11 protein-coding genes are annotated in these 14,971 nt (G+C 64.4%); 4 read left to right on the plus strand and 7 right to left on the minus strand.

What is annotated here, in order from left to right:
- Nucleotides 1–55: 55 nt before the first annotated feature.
- Both GCT13_RS02290 and GCT13_RS02295 read right to left on the minus strand, forming a co-directional pair.
- A complete protein-coding gene (locus tag GCT13_RS02290; protein ID WP_152755164.1) occupies nt 56–1,120 on the minus strand; it encodes a glycosyltransferase in 1,065 nt (354 codons plus the stop codon).
- Nucleotides 1,120–2,367 (minus strand): oligosaccharide flippase family protein, encoded by a 1,248-nt coding sequence (locus tag GCT13_RS02295; RefSeq protein WP_152755165.1) that lies wholly within the window; start codon nt 2,365–2,367, stop codon nt 1,120–1,122. Before GCT13_RS02295 ends, GCT13_RS02290 begins: the two co-directional genes overlap by 1 nt.
- Before the next feature lie 285 nt (nt 2,368–2,652).
- Between GCT13_RS02295 and GCT13_RS02300 the strand changes: the two genes are divergently transcribed.
- Nucleotides 2,653–3,912: a glycosyltransferase gene (locus GCT13_RS02300; protein WP_152755166.1), complete on the plus strand. Its 1,260-nt coding sequence runs from the start codon at nt 2,653–2,655 to the stop codon at nt 3,910–3,912.
- A gap of 137 nt (nt 3,913–4,049) precedes the next feature.
- Here the strand turns inward: GCT13_RS02300 and GCT13_RS02305 are convergent, their stop codons facing one another.
- Entirely contained in the window at nt 4,050–5,195 is a 1,146-nt protein-coding gene (locus tag GCT13_RS02305; protein WP_152755167.1) for an acyltransferase family protein, read from the minus strand.
- 369 nt (nt 5,196–5,564) lie between these two features.
- Here GCT13_RS02305 and GCT13_RS02310 point away from each other — a divergent pair, with 369 nt between their 5' ends.
- Nucleotides 5,565–7,073 (plus strand): hypothetical protein, encoded by a 1,509-nt coding sequence (locus GCT13_RS02310; protein ID WP_152755168.1) that lies wholly within the window; start codon nt 5,565–5,567, stop codon nt 7,071–7,073.
- A gap of 72 nt (nt 7,074–7,145) precedes the next feature.
- Nucleotides 7,146–8,408 (plus strand): glycosyltransferase, encoded by a 1,263-nt coding sequence (locus tag GCT13_RS02315; protein WP_152755169.1) that lies wholly within the window; start codon nt 7,146–7,148, stop codon nt 8,406–8,408.
- A gap of 128 nt (nt 8,409–8,536) precedes the next feature.
- On the opposite strand, the gene GCT13_RS02320 is transcribed toward GCT13_RS02315, so the two are convergent.
- Both GCT13_RS02320 and GCT13_RS02325 read right to left on the minus strand, forming a co-directional pair.
- Complete coding sequence (locus GCT13_RS02320) at nt 8,537–10,282, minus strand: FAD-dependent oxidoreductase (protein ID WP_152755170.1); 1,746 nt, start codon at nt 10,280–10,282, stop codon at nt 8,537–8,539.
- Nucleotides 10,283–10,536: 254 nt separating this feature from the next.
- A complete protein-coding gene (locus GCT13_RS02325; RefSeq protein WP_152755171.1) occupies nt 10,537–11,226 on the minus strand; it encodes a DapH/DapD/GlmU-related protein in 690 nt (229 codons plus the stop codon).
- A gap of 200 nt (nt 11,227–11,426) precedes the next feature.
- Here GCT13_RS02325 and GCT13_RS02330 point away from each other — a divergent pair, with 200 nt between their 5' ends.
- The gene (locus tag GCT13_RS02330) at nt 11,427–12,116 is read left to right on the plus strand and encodes a hypothetical protein (RefSeq protein ID WP_152755172.1); all 690 of its coding nucleotides are present in this window, start codon (nt 11,427–11,429) and stop codon (nt 12,114–12,116) included.
- Between the two features lie 171 nt (nt 12,117–12,287).
- Here the strand turns inward: GCT13_RS02330 and GCT13_RS02335 are convergent, their stop codons facing one another.
- Nucleotides 12,288–13,613, minus strand: coding sequence for a glycosyltransferase WbuB (locus tag GCT13_RS02335; protein WP_152755173.1), 1,326 nt, complete (start codon nt 13,611–13,613; stop codon nt 12,288–12,290).
- Between the two features lie 117 nt (nt 13,614–13,730).
- Nucleotides 13,731–14,873 (minus strand): glycosyltransferase family 4 protein, encoded by a 1,143-nt coding sequence (locus GCT13_RS02340; RefSeq protein WP_152755174.1) that lies wholly within the window; start codon nt 14,871–14,873, stop codon nt 13,731–13,733.
- Nucleotides 14,874–14,971 lie beyond the last annotated feature (98 nt).

Consider the following 14,971-nt stretch of genomic DNA (forward strand, 5'->3'; position numbering starts at 1 on the left):
GCGTCACTAACGCTATCGCGGCGCCGCTGCAACGCGACCCGGCGCGCAACGGTGCTCAAACCCGCGCCGCCACCTTCCTCGCGACATCGAGATACCGCTCGGCCGTATCCTGCAGCGTCAGCCCGACGAGCGTCCGCTGCGCCCGAGGTTGCGCGAGCGCGCCGAGCAGCGCGGCGGCATAAGCGGCTGTATCGTCGGTATCGACCAGTTGCACGCACGGCAGCGTCTTCGCGAACTGGAACGGCATGATGGTGCTGGCGACGACGGGAATCCCAGAAGCCAGCGCCTCCAGAAACGCAATGCTGTGCCCCTCGGAACGCGACGGCATCGCGAACACATTCGACGCCCGAAGCACGCCGCACACGTCCGTGTGCGGCCCCTCCACACTCACGCGCTCTTCGAGCGCGAGCTTCTTCACCAGATCCTGAACCGCGGCCAGATAAGCCGGGTCCTCGACGACGCCGTACAGTTGCAGCCGCACATCCTTCACCTGCGCCGCGACTTCATGAAACGCGTGCACCGTCTGCAACTGGTTCTTCACCGACGTGTATCGTCCGATCTGCACGATCTGCAGCGGCGCATCGCCGTCGCGCGGGCGATCGTCGAATGCGAAGCGCGTCGTGTCGACGCCGTTCGGGATCAACGTCAACGACGGGTGCGCGCGAACACTGTTCGTATAGTCATGCAGATTGGCCGGCGATACGCCGATCACCGCCCTCGCCCGCGACGACAATATCCGTTCGACGTAGCGAAAGAGCGCCCGCTCGAAATCGTTGACGGCCGAATGCATCACGTAGATCACGGGCACTTTGGTCGGCAGCGCGCGTGCATAGAAAGCGGGAATCGTCGCGTGAGCGAATGTGACATCGGGCCTGAAATGCCGCAGCATGCGGGCCAGAAAGACGAGCTTGCCGGGCAGTGTCGAACGCCTGCAAGGAAACACACACTCGACGCCGTGACTTGCCAGCTCGCGCGTGAGCGGCGCGAAATCCGCGTGCTCGGGCAACAGCGAGGTCACGCCGACCACGCTCCCCTCGCGCTGCTGAAAGATCGCGAGATCCTTCGCGAGCACCTCCGCGCCCGACAGGCGCGGCTCAAGCACGAGATGAAGAATCCGCATCAAAGCACCCTTGCCGTCCGATACGCCATCCACGTCGCCGCGCAACTCAGTCCGAGCGTCATGGCCCACGCAATGCCCGTGACGCCCCAGTAGTGCGTCGCGGGCGGCACGCAGGCGAGCAGCACGATGACCTGAATCACCGACGCCTGCGTGGTCGCCTTCGCGTCGCCGACCGCGCGCAGATATGAGACCAGCACCGCGATCAGCGCGCCGATCGCCATGTTGATCACAAAGATCTTGAAGAGCGGCACGGCAGGCAGCCACGCGGGTCCGAGAATCAGCGAAAAGAGCAGGTGCGCCGCAAACCGCAGCACGATCACGACGACGACGAGCCCCAGTGCGATCAAACCAATATAGCGCCTGAAAAGCCGCGCGGCGACCTTCGGATCGGCGCGATGGCGCGCCGCGAAGGTAGGAAACAGGTACTGCGACATCGCGATCGCGGCATCGGCGAGCAGCATCTGTGCGAGCCGCGACGACATCTGATACGCGCCCAGTTGCGCCGGCCCCAACAGTTTGCCGACCACTACCTTGTCGAACTGGTTCAGCACGAGATTGACGACGCTGCCCGCCCAGATCCAGCGGCTGAATCCGATGTAATGGCCGATGCCCGACCAGCGCAGGCGAATGGGCGGACGCGGATTCATCGTGATCCATGTAAGCGCCGTTTTCAGCGATTCGCCGACGATCATGCCGAGCAGCACCGAATAGGCGCCCGCACCCGCCAGCGCAAGCGCCAGCCCGAAGCAGCAATCGACGAACGCGGCCGATATCTCGACGAGCGCGACATGCTGGAAGCGCCGGTCGCGCTGCACGACGTAATACGCCGGCGACGCGACGCCGCGCAGCAGCGGCAACAGCGCCGCAAGCTGCAACAGCAGCAGCGCGCCGCCCAGATGAAACTGGCTGTTCATGAGCGGCGCAAGCGCGACGAGCGCCGCGCCGATCAGCACGCCACGCGATGCGAGCGTGGTCCAGACGGCGCCCAGTTCATCGCGTGTCGGCGCGGCCTGCCCCTGTATCACAGCCTGCGACAGGCCCGTATCGGACAGCGCCTCCGCAATCGCGACGGCAAGCAGCGCGACGCTCACGCTGCCGATCGCCTCCGGCCCGAGAATGCGGCCAATCGCGAGAAACTTGATGGCCACGAGCCCGCGCATCAACACCTGCTGCAGCAATACCCACGTCGCCGCGCTCGAACCCAGGCTCGCTCTGAACGAAAACGCCGGTAGCCTCATCGTCCGCAATCTTCTTCTCCTTGTTCCGTCAATGCAGCGCACCGTCATGAGAAAGCACGGTGTCAAAGCGCTGCGTCATGTCTCGCGTCACGCGCAGACACGACGCGACCCGCCGGCGCAAACACATCGTTCTTCAAGGTAACTCGCCACACTCGCACGCGGACGCCATCTGTCAGTCAGAATCGGCAACGCGCAACGCTGGCTGTCCGTTCTCGCCAAAGATATGGCCAAATTGTCGGTTCGCGCCGAAAGCGTGATGCTAAGGTGCACCCAATACTGCTCGTCAGGATCACCATGGAACGCGCAACTCACCTCGTGCCCGTCGAAGCTCCCATCGCCGATGCCGCCAGGCTCGGCTACGTCGTCATCATCGAGCCGAATTTCACGGGGCATCGCTGGCGCTACGTCGAATGGATCGCGCAGACCTGTCTCGAAGCGGGCTATCCATGCCTCGTCGTGACGGAGAATTCGAACGAGGACCACCGGCTCGCGCGCGAGATCATGGCCGCGAACCGCGAGGATTTGCAGATCGCGTTCGTCGATGCGGAAAGCCAGCGTCAGAGCCGCGGCCTGAAGCGCGTTAGCTACGCGCGCTTTCATGCCTATTTCAAGCTCGCATACGACTCCGTCAAACGTGTCGAGCGCGTGCGCCTCGTCGTCGTGCCTTACGTCGACTACTTCTTTCATGCGCTGCCGCTGCTCGGCACGCCGTTCGGCAGGACGCCGTGGATCGCCATTACGATGCGCGCGACGTTTCACCATCGCAAGGTCGGCGTGCGCACGCCGGGGCGGCCGCTCGTCAATATGCTGAAGTCGCTGCTGTTTCGCCGTGCCGTGCATACGAAAGGGCTGCGCACGCTGCTGTCGATCGATCCGACGCTGGCCGAGTGGGTCGGCCGCGCGAAGCCGAAACATGGCGCGAAGGTCGAGTACGTCGCCGATCCGTTCCCCGATGCGAAAGCCGAAGACCCGCTCGTCGCGCGCGAGCGTCTCGGGCTCGATCCCGACGGCCGCTATCTGCTCGTCTACGGCTCGATCAGCGAGCGCAAGGGCATCTGCGAACTCGCGGAAGCGCTCGCGGGCATCACGGACGCGCCCACCTTGCTGCTCGCAGGCGAACAGGACCCGGACATTCGCGGCTTCATGCGCGCGTTCATTCCCATCCTCAAGCCGGCGCCCGTGATTCTCGACCGCTTCATTTCGAACGAGACGGAGCGCGACCTGTTCTCCGCCTGCGACGTCGTATGGCTCGGCTACAAGGGCCACTACGGGATGAGCGGCGTGCTGGTTCAGGCATACCGCTTCGACAAGCCCGTCATCGCGACGAGCGAGGGGCTGATCGGCTGGTTCTGCCGAGGCGGGCAACTGGGGCCTTGCCTCGACGATCTGTCCGCGCAATCGATCAAGCACGCACTCGATGAAGTCGCCGCGAAGTGGCGCAGCGGAGAACCGCATCGGCGGCCACTCGATCATCTGCTCGCGCGCAACACGCTCGGGCAATTCAAGGAAACGTTGCGTCAAGCGATCACCGAAGCCGTGGCGACGCGCGCGTGAGCCCCGCTTCTCTCGAGCGCCTCTCTCGAGCAACGGCGACATTCGCGCCGACGTCACGCGGCGCGTTCGCGTGGCGTCCTTGATGTGCATGCGTCACGGGCAGTCATCGCTGCGCGGGCATCCGCAGCATCAGCGCATCAGGACAGCTGCCCGCCGACGGGCATTTCTTCGCGCACCGACGCATTGCGCTTGGCCGGAAACAGCGCATTGCGCAGCCGCAGGAACGGATACTCGACGGCGCGCGTCATCGCGTAGCCCGCGATGATGGCGACGGCCGCCTGCGCGGTCAGCGCGAGCGCCCACACGACAACCGGCGGCAAGCCGAGCGCCGTCGCCTTGTGGATCACCATGTCGCCGGGCGCGAGTGCGAGCGAGTGCCACAGATAGATACCGTATGAGTAGATGCCGAGCCACGCAATCGCGCGATACGCAAACGACGTGCGCACCTTGGCCGAGTGCTCGAGCATCAGCACGATGAACGCGCAAAAGCCGAGCGCCTGAATCGTGTAGCCGATGCTCTCGTCGAGCGGAATGTGCTTCGTCGCGAACGCGAGCCACGCGATCAGCACGGCGACGACAGCGAGCAGCAGGCCCGTCTTTTTCGCAAGACGCTGATACACGTCCGGCTTCATCCAGTAGATCGCGGCGAGGATCACGCCATAGAGCAGGCTATCGATCCGGTACTGCGTATAGAAAAACGCGGGGTCCACGCCCCCTCTCGCCACTTCGATGCAACGCGCGATCAGCACGATCACGCAGATTCCTCCGAGCACGCCGATGATCGAGCGGGCGCGCATCTGCCAGCGCGCGAACAGCAGCAATACGGCGGGCAGGAAAAGATAGAAGTGTTCTTCGACGGCGAGGCTCCACGTCTGCGAAATCGACGTGCCGAAGTAGTTCTGCAGGTGGGTCAGGTTCTGCCACAGGAACGAATCCAGCGGGTGACGTCCGACGATTGCGTGAAAGAGGATCAGCACGTAATACGCGGGCCAGATCTTGAACATCCGGCGCACGATGAAGCGGCGCGCGTCGACGTGTCCCTTCTCCGCGTATTGCCGCAGCAACAGTCCGCCGACGAGGAACCCGCTCAGCGTGAAGAACAGGTTCACGCCTTCGCGGCCGAAATTCTTCAGCGGATACTCGATGATCGAGATCAGCGTGCTGCCCGTGTTGACGGTGTGGAAGTGAAAGCCCATCACGGCGAGGATCGCGATACCGCGCACGAAGTCGAGTTCGACGGACCTGCCCCGCACCATCGATTCCGCGCTGCCGAATAGCTTCATGCTGTACCCCTTCGACGTCGTTGGTCGTTGTTCACGAGCCGCCATGCGGAGATACGCCCGCCTTGTTCCGGCCCATGCATGGCCACAATCGGCGGGTACTGCTGGCACAGTATTCCAGTCATGTTGCTTGCTACTGCATGCACCCGTGCGCCAAGTTGCCGTCGTTCTCGGACAGCGTCGTTAGACATGCTAAACCGTCTGACGAACGGTATCCGGCCGCATCGGTCGACCCCGCCAGAACCCAGGCGAAATACGCCTCGCGCGGACTTGAGCGGAAGCCGGCCATTTATATTCAGACTGAACAGTGGCGCGCGTCGCCCTGCCACGATGAACGCACCGCACACCCCACCGGGAGAGGGAGAATCGTCGATGCGCAACAAGTACGCTACGTTGTGGATCTGGATGTGCATCTTTCCGCTCGCGCTCGACTACAAGGCTCCCGACGCAGATTCGGGTCACGCCGCCCAGGTGCTGCTCGTCCTCCCCGTCCTCGCGGCTGCCGTCGCGCTGATGTTCATCGCGCCGCGCTTCAAGCATTCGTCCCCGCTGCGCAGCTTCGTCACGTTCTGCCTCGTATTGAGCGTGCCGTGCAGCCTGATCTCGCAATTGGTGCAGGGCAACGATTTCGGCAACTATATGCGTGTCATCCTGCCCTTCCTGCTGTTTCTGCTCGGCTACGAGATGGCTTGCCATCCATGGCACGAAGACCGCATCGGACAGATGGAAAAGGCGCTGTTCTGGGCGAACCTGGTCGCTCTGATCTTCACGCTGATCTTCGGCATTGCGACGAGCGGCGGACTCGGTGCAATCGCCGAAGTGCGCTATCGCATCGTCTCCGTGACGCTGCTCGCATTGCAGGGCGTGCTGCTGCACGAGTTCGTGCTCGCGCGGCGCTTTTCGCCGTTCATGCTGGCGACGTTTCTCGCCACCGTGCTCATCGAGCTGTTGAGCGTCACGCGCAGCCTGCTGGTGGGCACGGTGATGCTGTTTCTGCTAGCCGCGTGGATGAGCGCGCCATCGGCGCGCCATCTGCTGAACTCGGCCGTGCGCGTGTTCATCGTGAGCGTCGTGATCGGCTCGATGTCCGCTGCCGCCGTATGGAGCTTTCCGTCCGTCAGCAAGCACTGGACGCAGCGCTTCGACGCCGCCGCGAACACCGAAACCGGCAAGGACCCGACGACGATCACGCGTCTTGCCGAAATCAAGGACCAGTTCGACCAGGTCACGTCGTCGACGCAGACGCTGCTGCTCGGCGAAGGCTACGGCCACTACTATCGCTATTCGCCGCAGTATCTGCCTGATCTCGCCGGACAGATCACCAAAAAGGATTTCTACGCGATCCACGAGTGGGCGGCGGGCCACAACTTCTGGATCTATCAGCTGTTCGCGGGCGGAATTCTGTTCGGCATCGCGCTGCCCGTCGCGGTGGTCTTCGTGCTCTGGCATTGCTCGCTTGCCTACCGGCGATGGCGCGCGCGCTCGCCCGGTGCGCCGCTCTTGCCCGTGTTCGGCCGCGCGATCCTGCAGCTGGCCGCGCTGCCCGCGACGTCGATCGGCGGCAATCCGCTCGGCCCGCGTTTCTCCGGCCTCGTATTCGGCATCGCGCTCGGCCTGACGGTCGCCACCTATTGCCGGCTGCATCGCGAGCTGGACGCGAAAGCGCGCTCGCGCGTCGAGCCCGTCGTGCCGCCGCAGGCATCGAGGACGCCCATCGGCGCAAGACGTCCAACGCCAGGGCCAACGGGACAGCCGACGCGGCCCGCGCCGTTTGCATCCGCTGCGCAGCACGACGCGCTTCAGGACACGAGCGACACCGAGCCGTTCGATGCAAGCCGCGCGGGCGGCATGCGTCAGCGCGGCGTGCCGGCATCCGCATGAGGGCCGCTCGCCTGACACCCGGTTCGATTGAGTCACGCCATTTCCTTTCGCACTACGCCGCATGACTTGCCAATGAAAATCCTTCATCTGCTTTCGACAGTCGATCCGCGTGCAGGCGGGCCGACTGAAGGTGTCCGACAAAGCGGCGTCGCGATGGCGTCGCTGGGTCACGAGATCGAAGTGGCATCGCTCGATGCCACCGATGCGCCCCATGTGCGCGACTTCCCGTTGCCCGTGCATGCGCTGGGCCCGGGCCGCAATTACTACGGCTTCACACCCGAGTATGTGCCGTGGCTGGGGCGCGAAGCACAGCGCTTCGACGCGGTGATCGTGCATGGCCTGTGGCAATACCATGGCTTCGGCGCGTGGCGCGCGCTGCACGGGTCCAACGTGCCTTACTACGTGTACACGCACGGCATGCTGGACCCCTGGTTCAAGTGCACTTATCCGCTCAAGCATCTGAAGAAATGGGCGTACTGGCCATGGGCCGAATATCGCGTGCTGCGCGACGCGGCCGCCGTGATCTTCACGACGGAGGAAGAGCGGCTGCTCGCGCGCCAGTCGTTCTGGCTGTATCGCGCAAACGAGCGCGTCGTGCCGTTCGGCACCAACGCGCCGCCGCCGCATGCGCGAGCGTTGCGCGAAGCCTTCCTGAGCGCGTATCCGCAATTGCGCGGCAAGCGGATCGTGCTGTTTCTCGGGCGCATACACGAGAAGAAGGGCTGCGATCTGCTGATCCACGCTTTCGCCGATCATGCGCAGCGCGACCCGGACGCGCATCTCGTGATCGCCGGTCCCGATGCGACGGGTTGGCAGCGTCCGTTACAGGCGCTGGCGCGCGCGTGCAGCATCGAGGAGCGCGTCACGTGGCCCGGCATGCTGCAAGGCGATATGAAGTGGGGCGCGTTCTATGCAAGCGATGTGTTCGCGCTGCCGTCGCATCAGGAGAACTTCGGCGTCGCCGTTGCCGAGGCGCTGGCGTGCGGCCTGCCTGTGCTGCTGTCCGACAAGGTCGGCGTGTGGCGCGAGGTGGAAAGCGATCGCGCGGGGTTGGTATCGAGCGATACCATCAGCGGCACGCAGCGCAACCTGCTGAACTGGCATTCGCTCGACGCCTTCGACAAGGCAAAGATGCGCGAGCAGGCGCGCAGAACGTTCGATGCGCGCTTTGGGATCGCGAGCATGGTCGATGCGTTGACCGCGTTGCTGCAACCTCAGGCGGAGGCGACGGCGCTGGCGTCGCGTGTGACCGAAGAAGCGCAGCAGAATGCGCCTGGGGCCGCCGCGGGTATGGCTTCGAAGGCGGCGGCGCAGAAAGAGCATTCTGTCAGTTGAAGCCGCGTCACGCGTTGCAAGACGCTGCGCGCCAATAAAAAAATCCCGCGACACGTATCGCGGGATTTTTACTGTCATGTCTGTATTAGCTCGTTGAGCGCCGGCCTAAGCCGGGCGCACGCAGCCTCTCACACCGCCTCATTCCCCCCAGCCCGAACCAGCGACTGCGCCGCAATTGGCAGCGTGCTCACTTCGGGGTTCGGCACGTTGCCGAACCGCGCATTGGCTGCTTCGCCGATCGGCACCACGGTCGCCGTATCGGACTTGCCGAGCCGTTGCACGAGATGCTCGCCGAGCCGCAGCGCGAGCGCCGAGATCGTGATCGTCGGGAAGTTCGCGCCGACGGTCGGAAACACCGAACTGCCCGCGATATACAGATTGCTCACGCCGTGCATCTTGCAGTCGCGATCGACGACACCCTCGCGCGGCGAATCGTGCATCCGCGTCGTCCCCATGTGATGCCACGTGCCTTCGAGCTTCGCGGGCCACGACGTGCGTCCCGTCAGCGGCTCGTCGAGTTCGACCTCCCCGACGCCCATCATCTTCAGTTCGTCGGCGAGCAACTGGAACGTTCGGTCGAACGTGCGCTGAACGAGCTCCGTCAACCGCCAGTCCACTTTCACGCGCGGCAGCCCGAGCCGGTCCTTGCGATCGGACAGCGTCACGCGGCTGTCGCGATTCGGCTCCGCTTCGACGATCGCCTGCAGCTTCACGTCGGATATCAGCGCGCGCAATTGCAACAGACGCGTCAACCCAAAGCCGATCGTATCGACGGGATGCGCGGCCATCGTCAGGTAGTCGTCGCGCGCGCGCCGGCCGGGCTGCTCCTTGCGATACAGCGCCTCGCGGCAGCGGATCAGCGCTTCCGATCCCGCACTGCCTTCGCCGAAGAAACGCGAGAAGAACCACACGCGCGAGTTAAGCAGCTTCTCGCGCATGATCACGTCGTGCGTTAGCGCGAACTGTGACGAGATTTGCTGGCCGTGCGCCGCGACGACGGGATTCTGATAGTGGTACTTGATGTCGTACAGCTTGTTGCGCGCCCATCGCTTCGAGAACTTCACGGTGCCCGTCATCAGGCGCGGATGGTCCATGAAGAAGCGGCCGACCAGATCGTTTCCATTGCCGAGACCCGCTGCCTGCACCTTGTTCGACGCGAGCAGAAGGCGCGCGTTTTCGATGCCGCCCGTCGCGAGCACGAAGAGCTTCGCGTTCATGCGGACGCGCTTGCCCGTGAGCGTCACCACATCGACGCCCGTGACTTCCTTCGCTTCGCTGTCGGTATCGATGTTCACGACATTCGCGTACAGGAACACGCGTACGCGCTCCGAGCGACGCAGCACTTCGCGATACACCTTGCCGAAGCGCACAGGCGGGCTGAACTGCGAGACGGTGTCGCGCACGTTGCCCGACATCAGCGGATAGCGGCGCACGTCGTGCCGGTTGATCTGCTGCTCCCACCAAGCCGGATCGAAATTATCCGGTCCGAGCTTGAGCAGCGTGTGCGTGCGCTGATAGTACGGCATGAGTTCGTCGAGGCCGAACGGCCAGCCGCTGTTCGCGACCCAATCCTTTCTGTCGAAGTCCCAAGGATCGAGCGGCCGGCACCAGCCGCCCCAGCAATTGCTGCTGCCGCCAAGATAACGGCTCCTGCAGCCGTCCGCGAATGTGTAGGGGATGCCGACGTTGTCGCCGCGATAGAGATCGCGCGTATCGTCGTCTGCCTTGTAGCCGCCGCTTTCGAGCAGGCAGCATTCGATGCCCGCGCGATCCAGTTCCATCGCGAGCGTGATACCCGCGACGCCTGCCCCGATGATGCATACGGTCGTCGACACAGCGACGCCCTCTTCGACACTGCGGGTATCGATAAACATCCCCTGCTCCCAGCCTTGTGTTCTGTTCGTACCTTCTACGGCCGTGTGCGACTCCGTCCGTTCTGGCCCCTCGCCGAGCCTGCGAGCCAGGCTCGTCGTGCAGCAACGCTGCAGGTTTGCGCCATCGCGGCGCGTCGCGGCAGGTAGTGATTTCCCCCAAGCCGCCCATGCCTACGTAGGATGATGGCTCTGCGCTACTCCGTTCATCCGCCAACATCGCGCTTCCGGCAGACAGACCATGCATACGATGCACGTTATGTGGCCCCGCCCACATCCCCGTCGAAACGCTTGCGAATGAAGCGGCAAGGATTGCCTCCGTACACGCCTTCCGCCTCGAGCGAACGGTGCACGACCGACAGCGGCGTCACCACGGCGGATCGCCCGATCGTCACACCCATCTGTACGACGCACTTCGACGAGACCCACGCGCCGTCTTCGATGACGATCGGCGCAACGCGCAAATCCATGTTCGTTCGCATCTCATGCGAGCCTGCGCTCAGAAACGTGCCCTGCGAAATGCAGACGTTCGAGCCGATACGAACTGGTGCCTGGTTGTAGATCCACACATCGACGCCGAACCAGCAGTTGTCGCCGACCGTCAGATTCCACGGCGCTTTTACGCGCACGGGATGCACGAAACGGCAGTTCGCGCCGACCTTCGCGCCGAAGAGCCGCAGCAGCGCAACACGCACCGACGACACGGGCAGCAGCTTGTTGTTGATCACACAGGCTTCGATAAAGAACCAGATGAGCTCGGTGAGAAAACCGCGCGACGCGACATAGTTGCCCTTGCCCGCGCGGCTCAGGTCGATCACGCGGCCCGTCCGCGAGGGCTGCGGAGCGCTGGACGGCTGTGCCTCGGCGGCCGGCTCCGATGCGCGCGTGTCTTGCAGGTCTTCCCTCTGCGCGTCCTGGCCGATCGCGGAGCCGATCGTATTGTTCATACTCTTCTCCCGAGATGGAGCGCCGTCTTGTGTCCGGCCATCAGGCCGTCTGTCGCGCGCCCTTTCGTCATCGATTATCTGGTCCGTGCGGCGGCATGGATGATGGCTGGCCGCGCCGGGCGTACTTTTGGCGGATCCATGCAGAGTGTCCGGTTCACCATGGAAGCAGACTTCGACGTTTGCACGGGAGGAAGACGACGATGACCGCTCATCTTCATTCGCGACAACGCTTGCCGCTTGAACATCCGCTGTGCAGTGCGAATCGTCCGCGTGCGTGGCTGCAGTCGATCGCGCTCGTGTCGGCGCTGCTGTCGAGCATTGCGCTGATACCGTGCGCCCATGCGCAGAACAACAACGCTGCGCCCGGCAATGGAGCGAAGGCTGCCGCCGCGGCCAAAAACAATGCGAACGGCGCGCCGCCAAAAAAGACAGCAGCGCAGCGCACACAAGAGGACGCGCAGCGTCTGCTCGGCGGTCCGAATGCATCGCTCGGTGGCTATGAAATGGACGGCGCGACACCCGATTCGGAACGCGAGTCGCTGCTGAACAGCGAACGCATGCGCGTCGCGAAGCCCAATACGCAGGGCGCGGGTGGTCCTGCCGCGGCGGGCGGTAACGGTAATGGCGGCAACGGTGGAAATGGAGGCGCGGCAGGCGGCAAAGGCGCGGCGAACGCCGTCGCCATCAAGCGGCCCGCGCGCGGCGGCGCGGCGGCAAACGGCGGCGCGGCAGTGAACGGTGCCGTTGGCGGCGTCGCGGGCCCTGCAGGAGCGGCGGGACAGCGCGGCGGCGCAATGCCTCCCGGCGATGCGGGCGTTGCCGCGAATGCCGTCTACGGCAACCCCTACATCAACAAGGGAGGACGCGACATCTATCGGTCGCCGTGGTGAGGGTGTTCGCAGCATCGGTGTCAATCGACTCGACGTGACATGGAAAAACGAAGAGGCCGCATTCGAACTGCTTTCGTGCCGTTCGAATGCGGCCTCTTCATGTCAAGCGTTTGAGGCGTCCGAACGCGTCTATAGCGAAGGCGCGCGGCAAATCAAAGCCGGCGCGGCGCTTCACTGCTGCACTTCACCCACTTTCGACTCCTCGACGGGCGCCGACAGGACGCCGCCATTCGCGGTGGGCGCAGCGACAGGCGGACCCGCCGTCGTGGGCGTGCCATCGCCCGTGAGCAGCGCGAGACGCGTATCGAGCGTCAGCAACGTCGACAGCGGCGAGAGCATCGTCTCGGCATAACGCCGCCCCGCCGCGCCGAGCGCCGCACGCCGCGCGCCATCGGCGGCGAGCGCCGCGATCGCCTCGACGAGCGCGCCCGTATCTTCGGGCGACACGATCACGCCGTTGTCCGCGACGGCTTCGTACAGCGCCGTGCCCGGGCGCGCCATCGCGATCACGGCGCGGCCGCTCGCGAGCATGCCCGTCAGCTTGGACGGCATCACGAGATCGGCGGCATCGCCGCGCTGAGGCAACACGTGAATGTCGGCGACGTTCAGCAGCTCGTTGAGCGACGACGCCGGCTGCAACGGCAGGAAGCGGCAGTTGCGCAAGCCCTCGCAGCGCTTGACGAGGTCCGCCCGCGCGGCGCCGCTGCCGCAAAACACGAAGCTGATGTCGTCGCGCGCATCGAGCGCGGCGGCCGCCGCAGCAAGCGTTTCGATGCCCTGCTTCGCGCCCATGTTGCCCGAGTAGAGCACCACCGTATGACGCGCCGGAATGCCGAGCGTCTCGCGATACTCGCTCGCGCGCTCGAGCGGAAAGATCGCGCGCGTATCGACCCAGTTCGGCAGGAACTCGGTCTTCGCCGTCTCGACGCCTTTGCCGACCGCGCGCTGGACCATCTGGCTCGATATCGACGACACGACATCGAAGCGCTTCAGGATCACGCGCTCGACCCAGTAGGCGAGGCGCGCCGCGCGTCCGCTCTTCAGCAGGCCGAGATCGAAGGCCGCGTCCACTTCGTAGTCCTGGATGTGCAGCCACGCCTTCGCGCCCGTGACGCGCGCGAGCACGAGCGCGCCGGGCGCGCACAGCATCGTCGGCGCGATCAGTATCACGGCGTCGGGGCGCCATGCGATCTGTCGCGCGAGCAGCGGCAGCGACGACATCGCGAACGACGACAGATGGATCATCCGCTTCAGCCCGCTTGGCCGCGCGGGCACCCATAGCGGCGCTCGCCAGATGCGCACGCCACGCATGACGTCGCGCCGGTAGCGCCACATCGAATAGCCTGCTGCGACTTTCCATTCAGGGTAGTACGGCGGTGCGCAGACTACGCGCACTTCATGGCTGCATTCCGCCAGCATCTGTGCCATTTCAGCTGTGTATTTCCCCGTTCCCGAAAGCTCGGGCGCGTAATTGAGGCCATAGATCAAGATCTTCATATTTGACATCCACGTCGAATGCCCGTCATGCGGCAGCGGACGGCGCTGCGCCTTCCAGCCACTACCTTGCGCGGCCGCGGCATGGTCAAGCCGTGGTGCCCGCGCAATCGATCGATCTCAATCGCTCAGCATCAGCGCGCAACCGCGCGCGATGTTGGCCGCGGCGGACGGCGGATCGAAACGCCGTATCACGTCCATGCAGCGGCGCGCCGTCGCTTCGGCGTCCGCGAATGCTTCCGTCGCTTTCAGCAGCGTGCGCTGCAGACCGGCCGCGTCGCCCGCGGTGAATGCATAGCCGCTCACGCCGTCGTGCACGAGCTCGGGCACACAGCCGCAACTCTCGCTGACAACGGTAGGACATCCATGCGCGAGCGCCTCGTTGACGACGAGCCCCCAGGGTTCGCTGCGGCTCGGCAGCACGAGACAGGTCGCGCCGTAGTACTCGCGCGACAGCGGCTCGTCCTGCAGGCTGCCGACGAAAGTAATCGAATGGTCCATGCCCAGCTCGCTGACCTTCTTGCGCAACGCGCCTTCGAGCGGCCCCGTGCCGACGATCCGCAATTGCGGATCGGGCAGACGCTTCGCGAGTCCCGCGAATGCGTCGATCAGCGTCGTGATGCCTTTCTCTTCGGACAGACGCCCGACGAACAGGAACACGTGCGGATTGCCCGCGCGATAGCGCAAGCGCTCGGCAAGCGCGCGCTCGGGCGAGAACGTGACGGGCAGCGCGGCTGCCTGGCATGGAATGAAAATCTTGTCGGCCTTCGCGCCGAGCGACATCAGATATTCGCGGCTGCGTTCGCCGAAGCCGAAGTAGCCGTCGCACAGCGAGAAGAACACGCGCTTTGGAATCGACGTCAAGAGGCGCTTCGGACGATCGCGCGCCGTCGAGTCGCAGAACACGGCACGCCGCTTGCCGCTGACGATGCACGCGGCGAGCATCGCCCAATACTCGGGCCTGTGATAGCCGGGCAACACGATCAGATCCGATCTGGCCTTCAGCACTTCCCACACGAGACGCCCGGTGAGGCGCCAGGTCGGTACATCTTCGTAGCAGCCGTCGAAGAGCTTGTGCATCGGATAACGGTGAAACGAATAATCGACGTCAGAAAAACCCAGGCGATCGTGCTCCGTGTCCGCGATCTGCACCATCGAATAGCGGATCGCGCCCGCGGCCGAAATGCTGTGCAACGCAGAGAACACGGCACCCTTGTGCCGTGACCACACGACGTTATGAAAGATCGTGACTGACGCATCCATTTCTTACAGTCCTCATTCGGTCGAAACTGTCGACTGCCCTGGAAAAAGAACGGACGTCACCCTAATCCCGGTCCCAGGCAACGTCCGTCACCAGGAAC

Origin of the sequence: Paraburkholderia franconis (assembly GCF_009362735.1) — a bacterium.
Classification (GTDB): domain Bacteria; phylum Pseudomonadota; class Gammaproteobacteria; order Burkholderiales; family Burkholderiaceae; genus Paraburkholderia; species Paraburkholderia franconis.

Excerpts from the sequence above, each read along its gene's own strand:
- GCT13_RS02290 (WP_152755164.1), bottom strand. The coding sequence starts at position 1,120 with ATGCGGATTCTTCATCTCGTGCTTGAGCCGCGCCTGTCGGGCGCGGAG.
- GCT13_RS02300 (WP_152755166.1), top strand. The coding sequence starts at position 2,653 with ATGGAACGCGCAACTCACCTCGTGCCCGTCGAAGCTCCCATCGCCGAT.
- GCT13_RS02305 (WP_152755167.1), bottom strand. The coding sequence starts at position 5,195 with ATGAAGCTATTCGGCAGCGCGGAATCGATGGTGCGGGGCAGGTCCGTC.
- GCT13_RS02310 (WP_152755168.1), top strand. The coding sequence starts at position 5,565 with ATGCGCAACAAGTACGCTACGTTGTGGATCTGGATGTGCATCTTTCCG.
- GCT13_RS02315 (WP_152755169.1), top strand. The coding sequence starts at position 7,146 with ATGAAAATCCTTCATCTGCTTTCGACAGTCGATCCGCGTGCAGGCGGG.
- GCT13_RS02320 (WP_152755170.1), bottom strand. The coding sequence starts at position 10,282 with ATGTTTATCGATACCCGCAGTGTCGAAGAGGGCGTCGCTGTGTCGACG.
- GCT13_RS02325 (WP_152755171.1), bottom strand. The coding sequence starts at position 11,226 with ATGAACAATACGATCGGCTCCGCGATCGGCCAGGACGCGCAGAGGGAA.
- GCT13_RS02330 (WP_152755172.1), top strand. The coding sequence starts at position 11,427 with ATGACCGCTCATCTTCATTCGCGACAACGCTTGCCGCTTGAACATCCG.
- GCT13_RS02335 (WP_152755173.1), bottom strand. The coding sequence starts at position 13,613 with ATGAAGATCTTGATCTATGGCCTCAATTACGCGCCCGAGCTTTCGGGA.
- GCT13_RS02340 (WP_152755174.1), bottom strand. The coding sequence starts at position 14,873 with ATGGATGCGTCAGTCACGATCTTTCATAACGTCGTGTGGTCACGGCAC.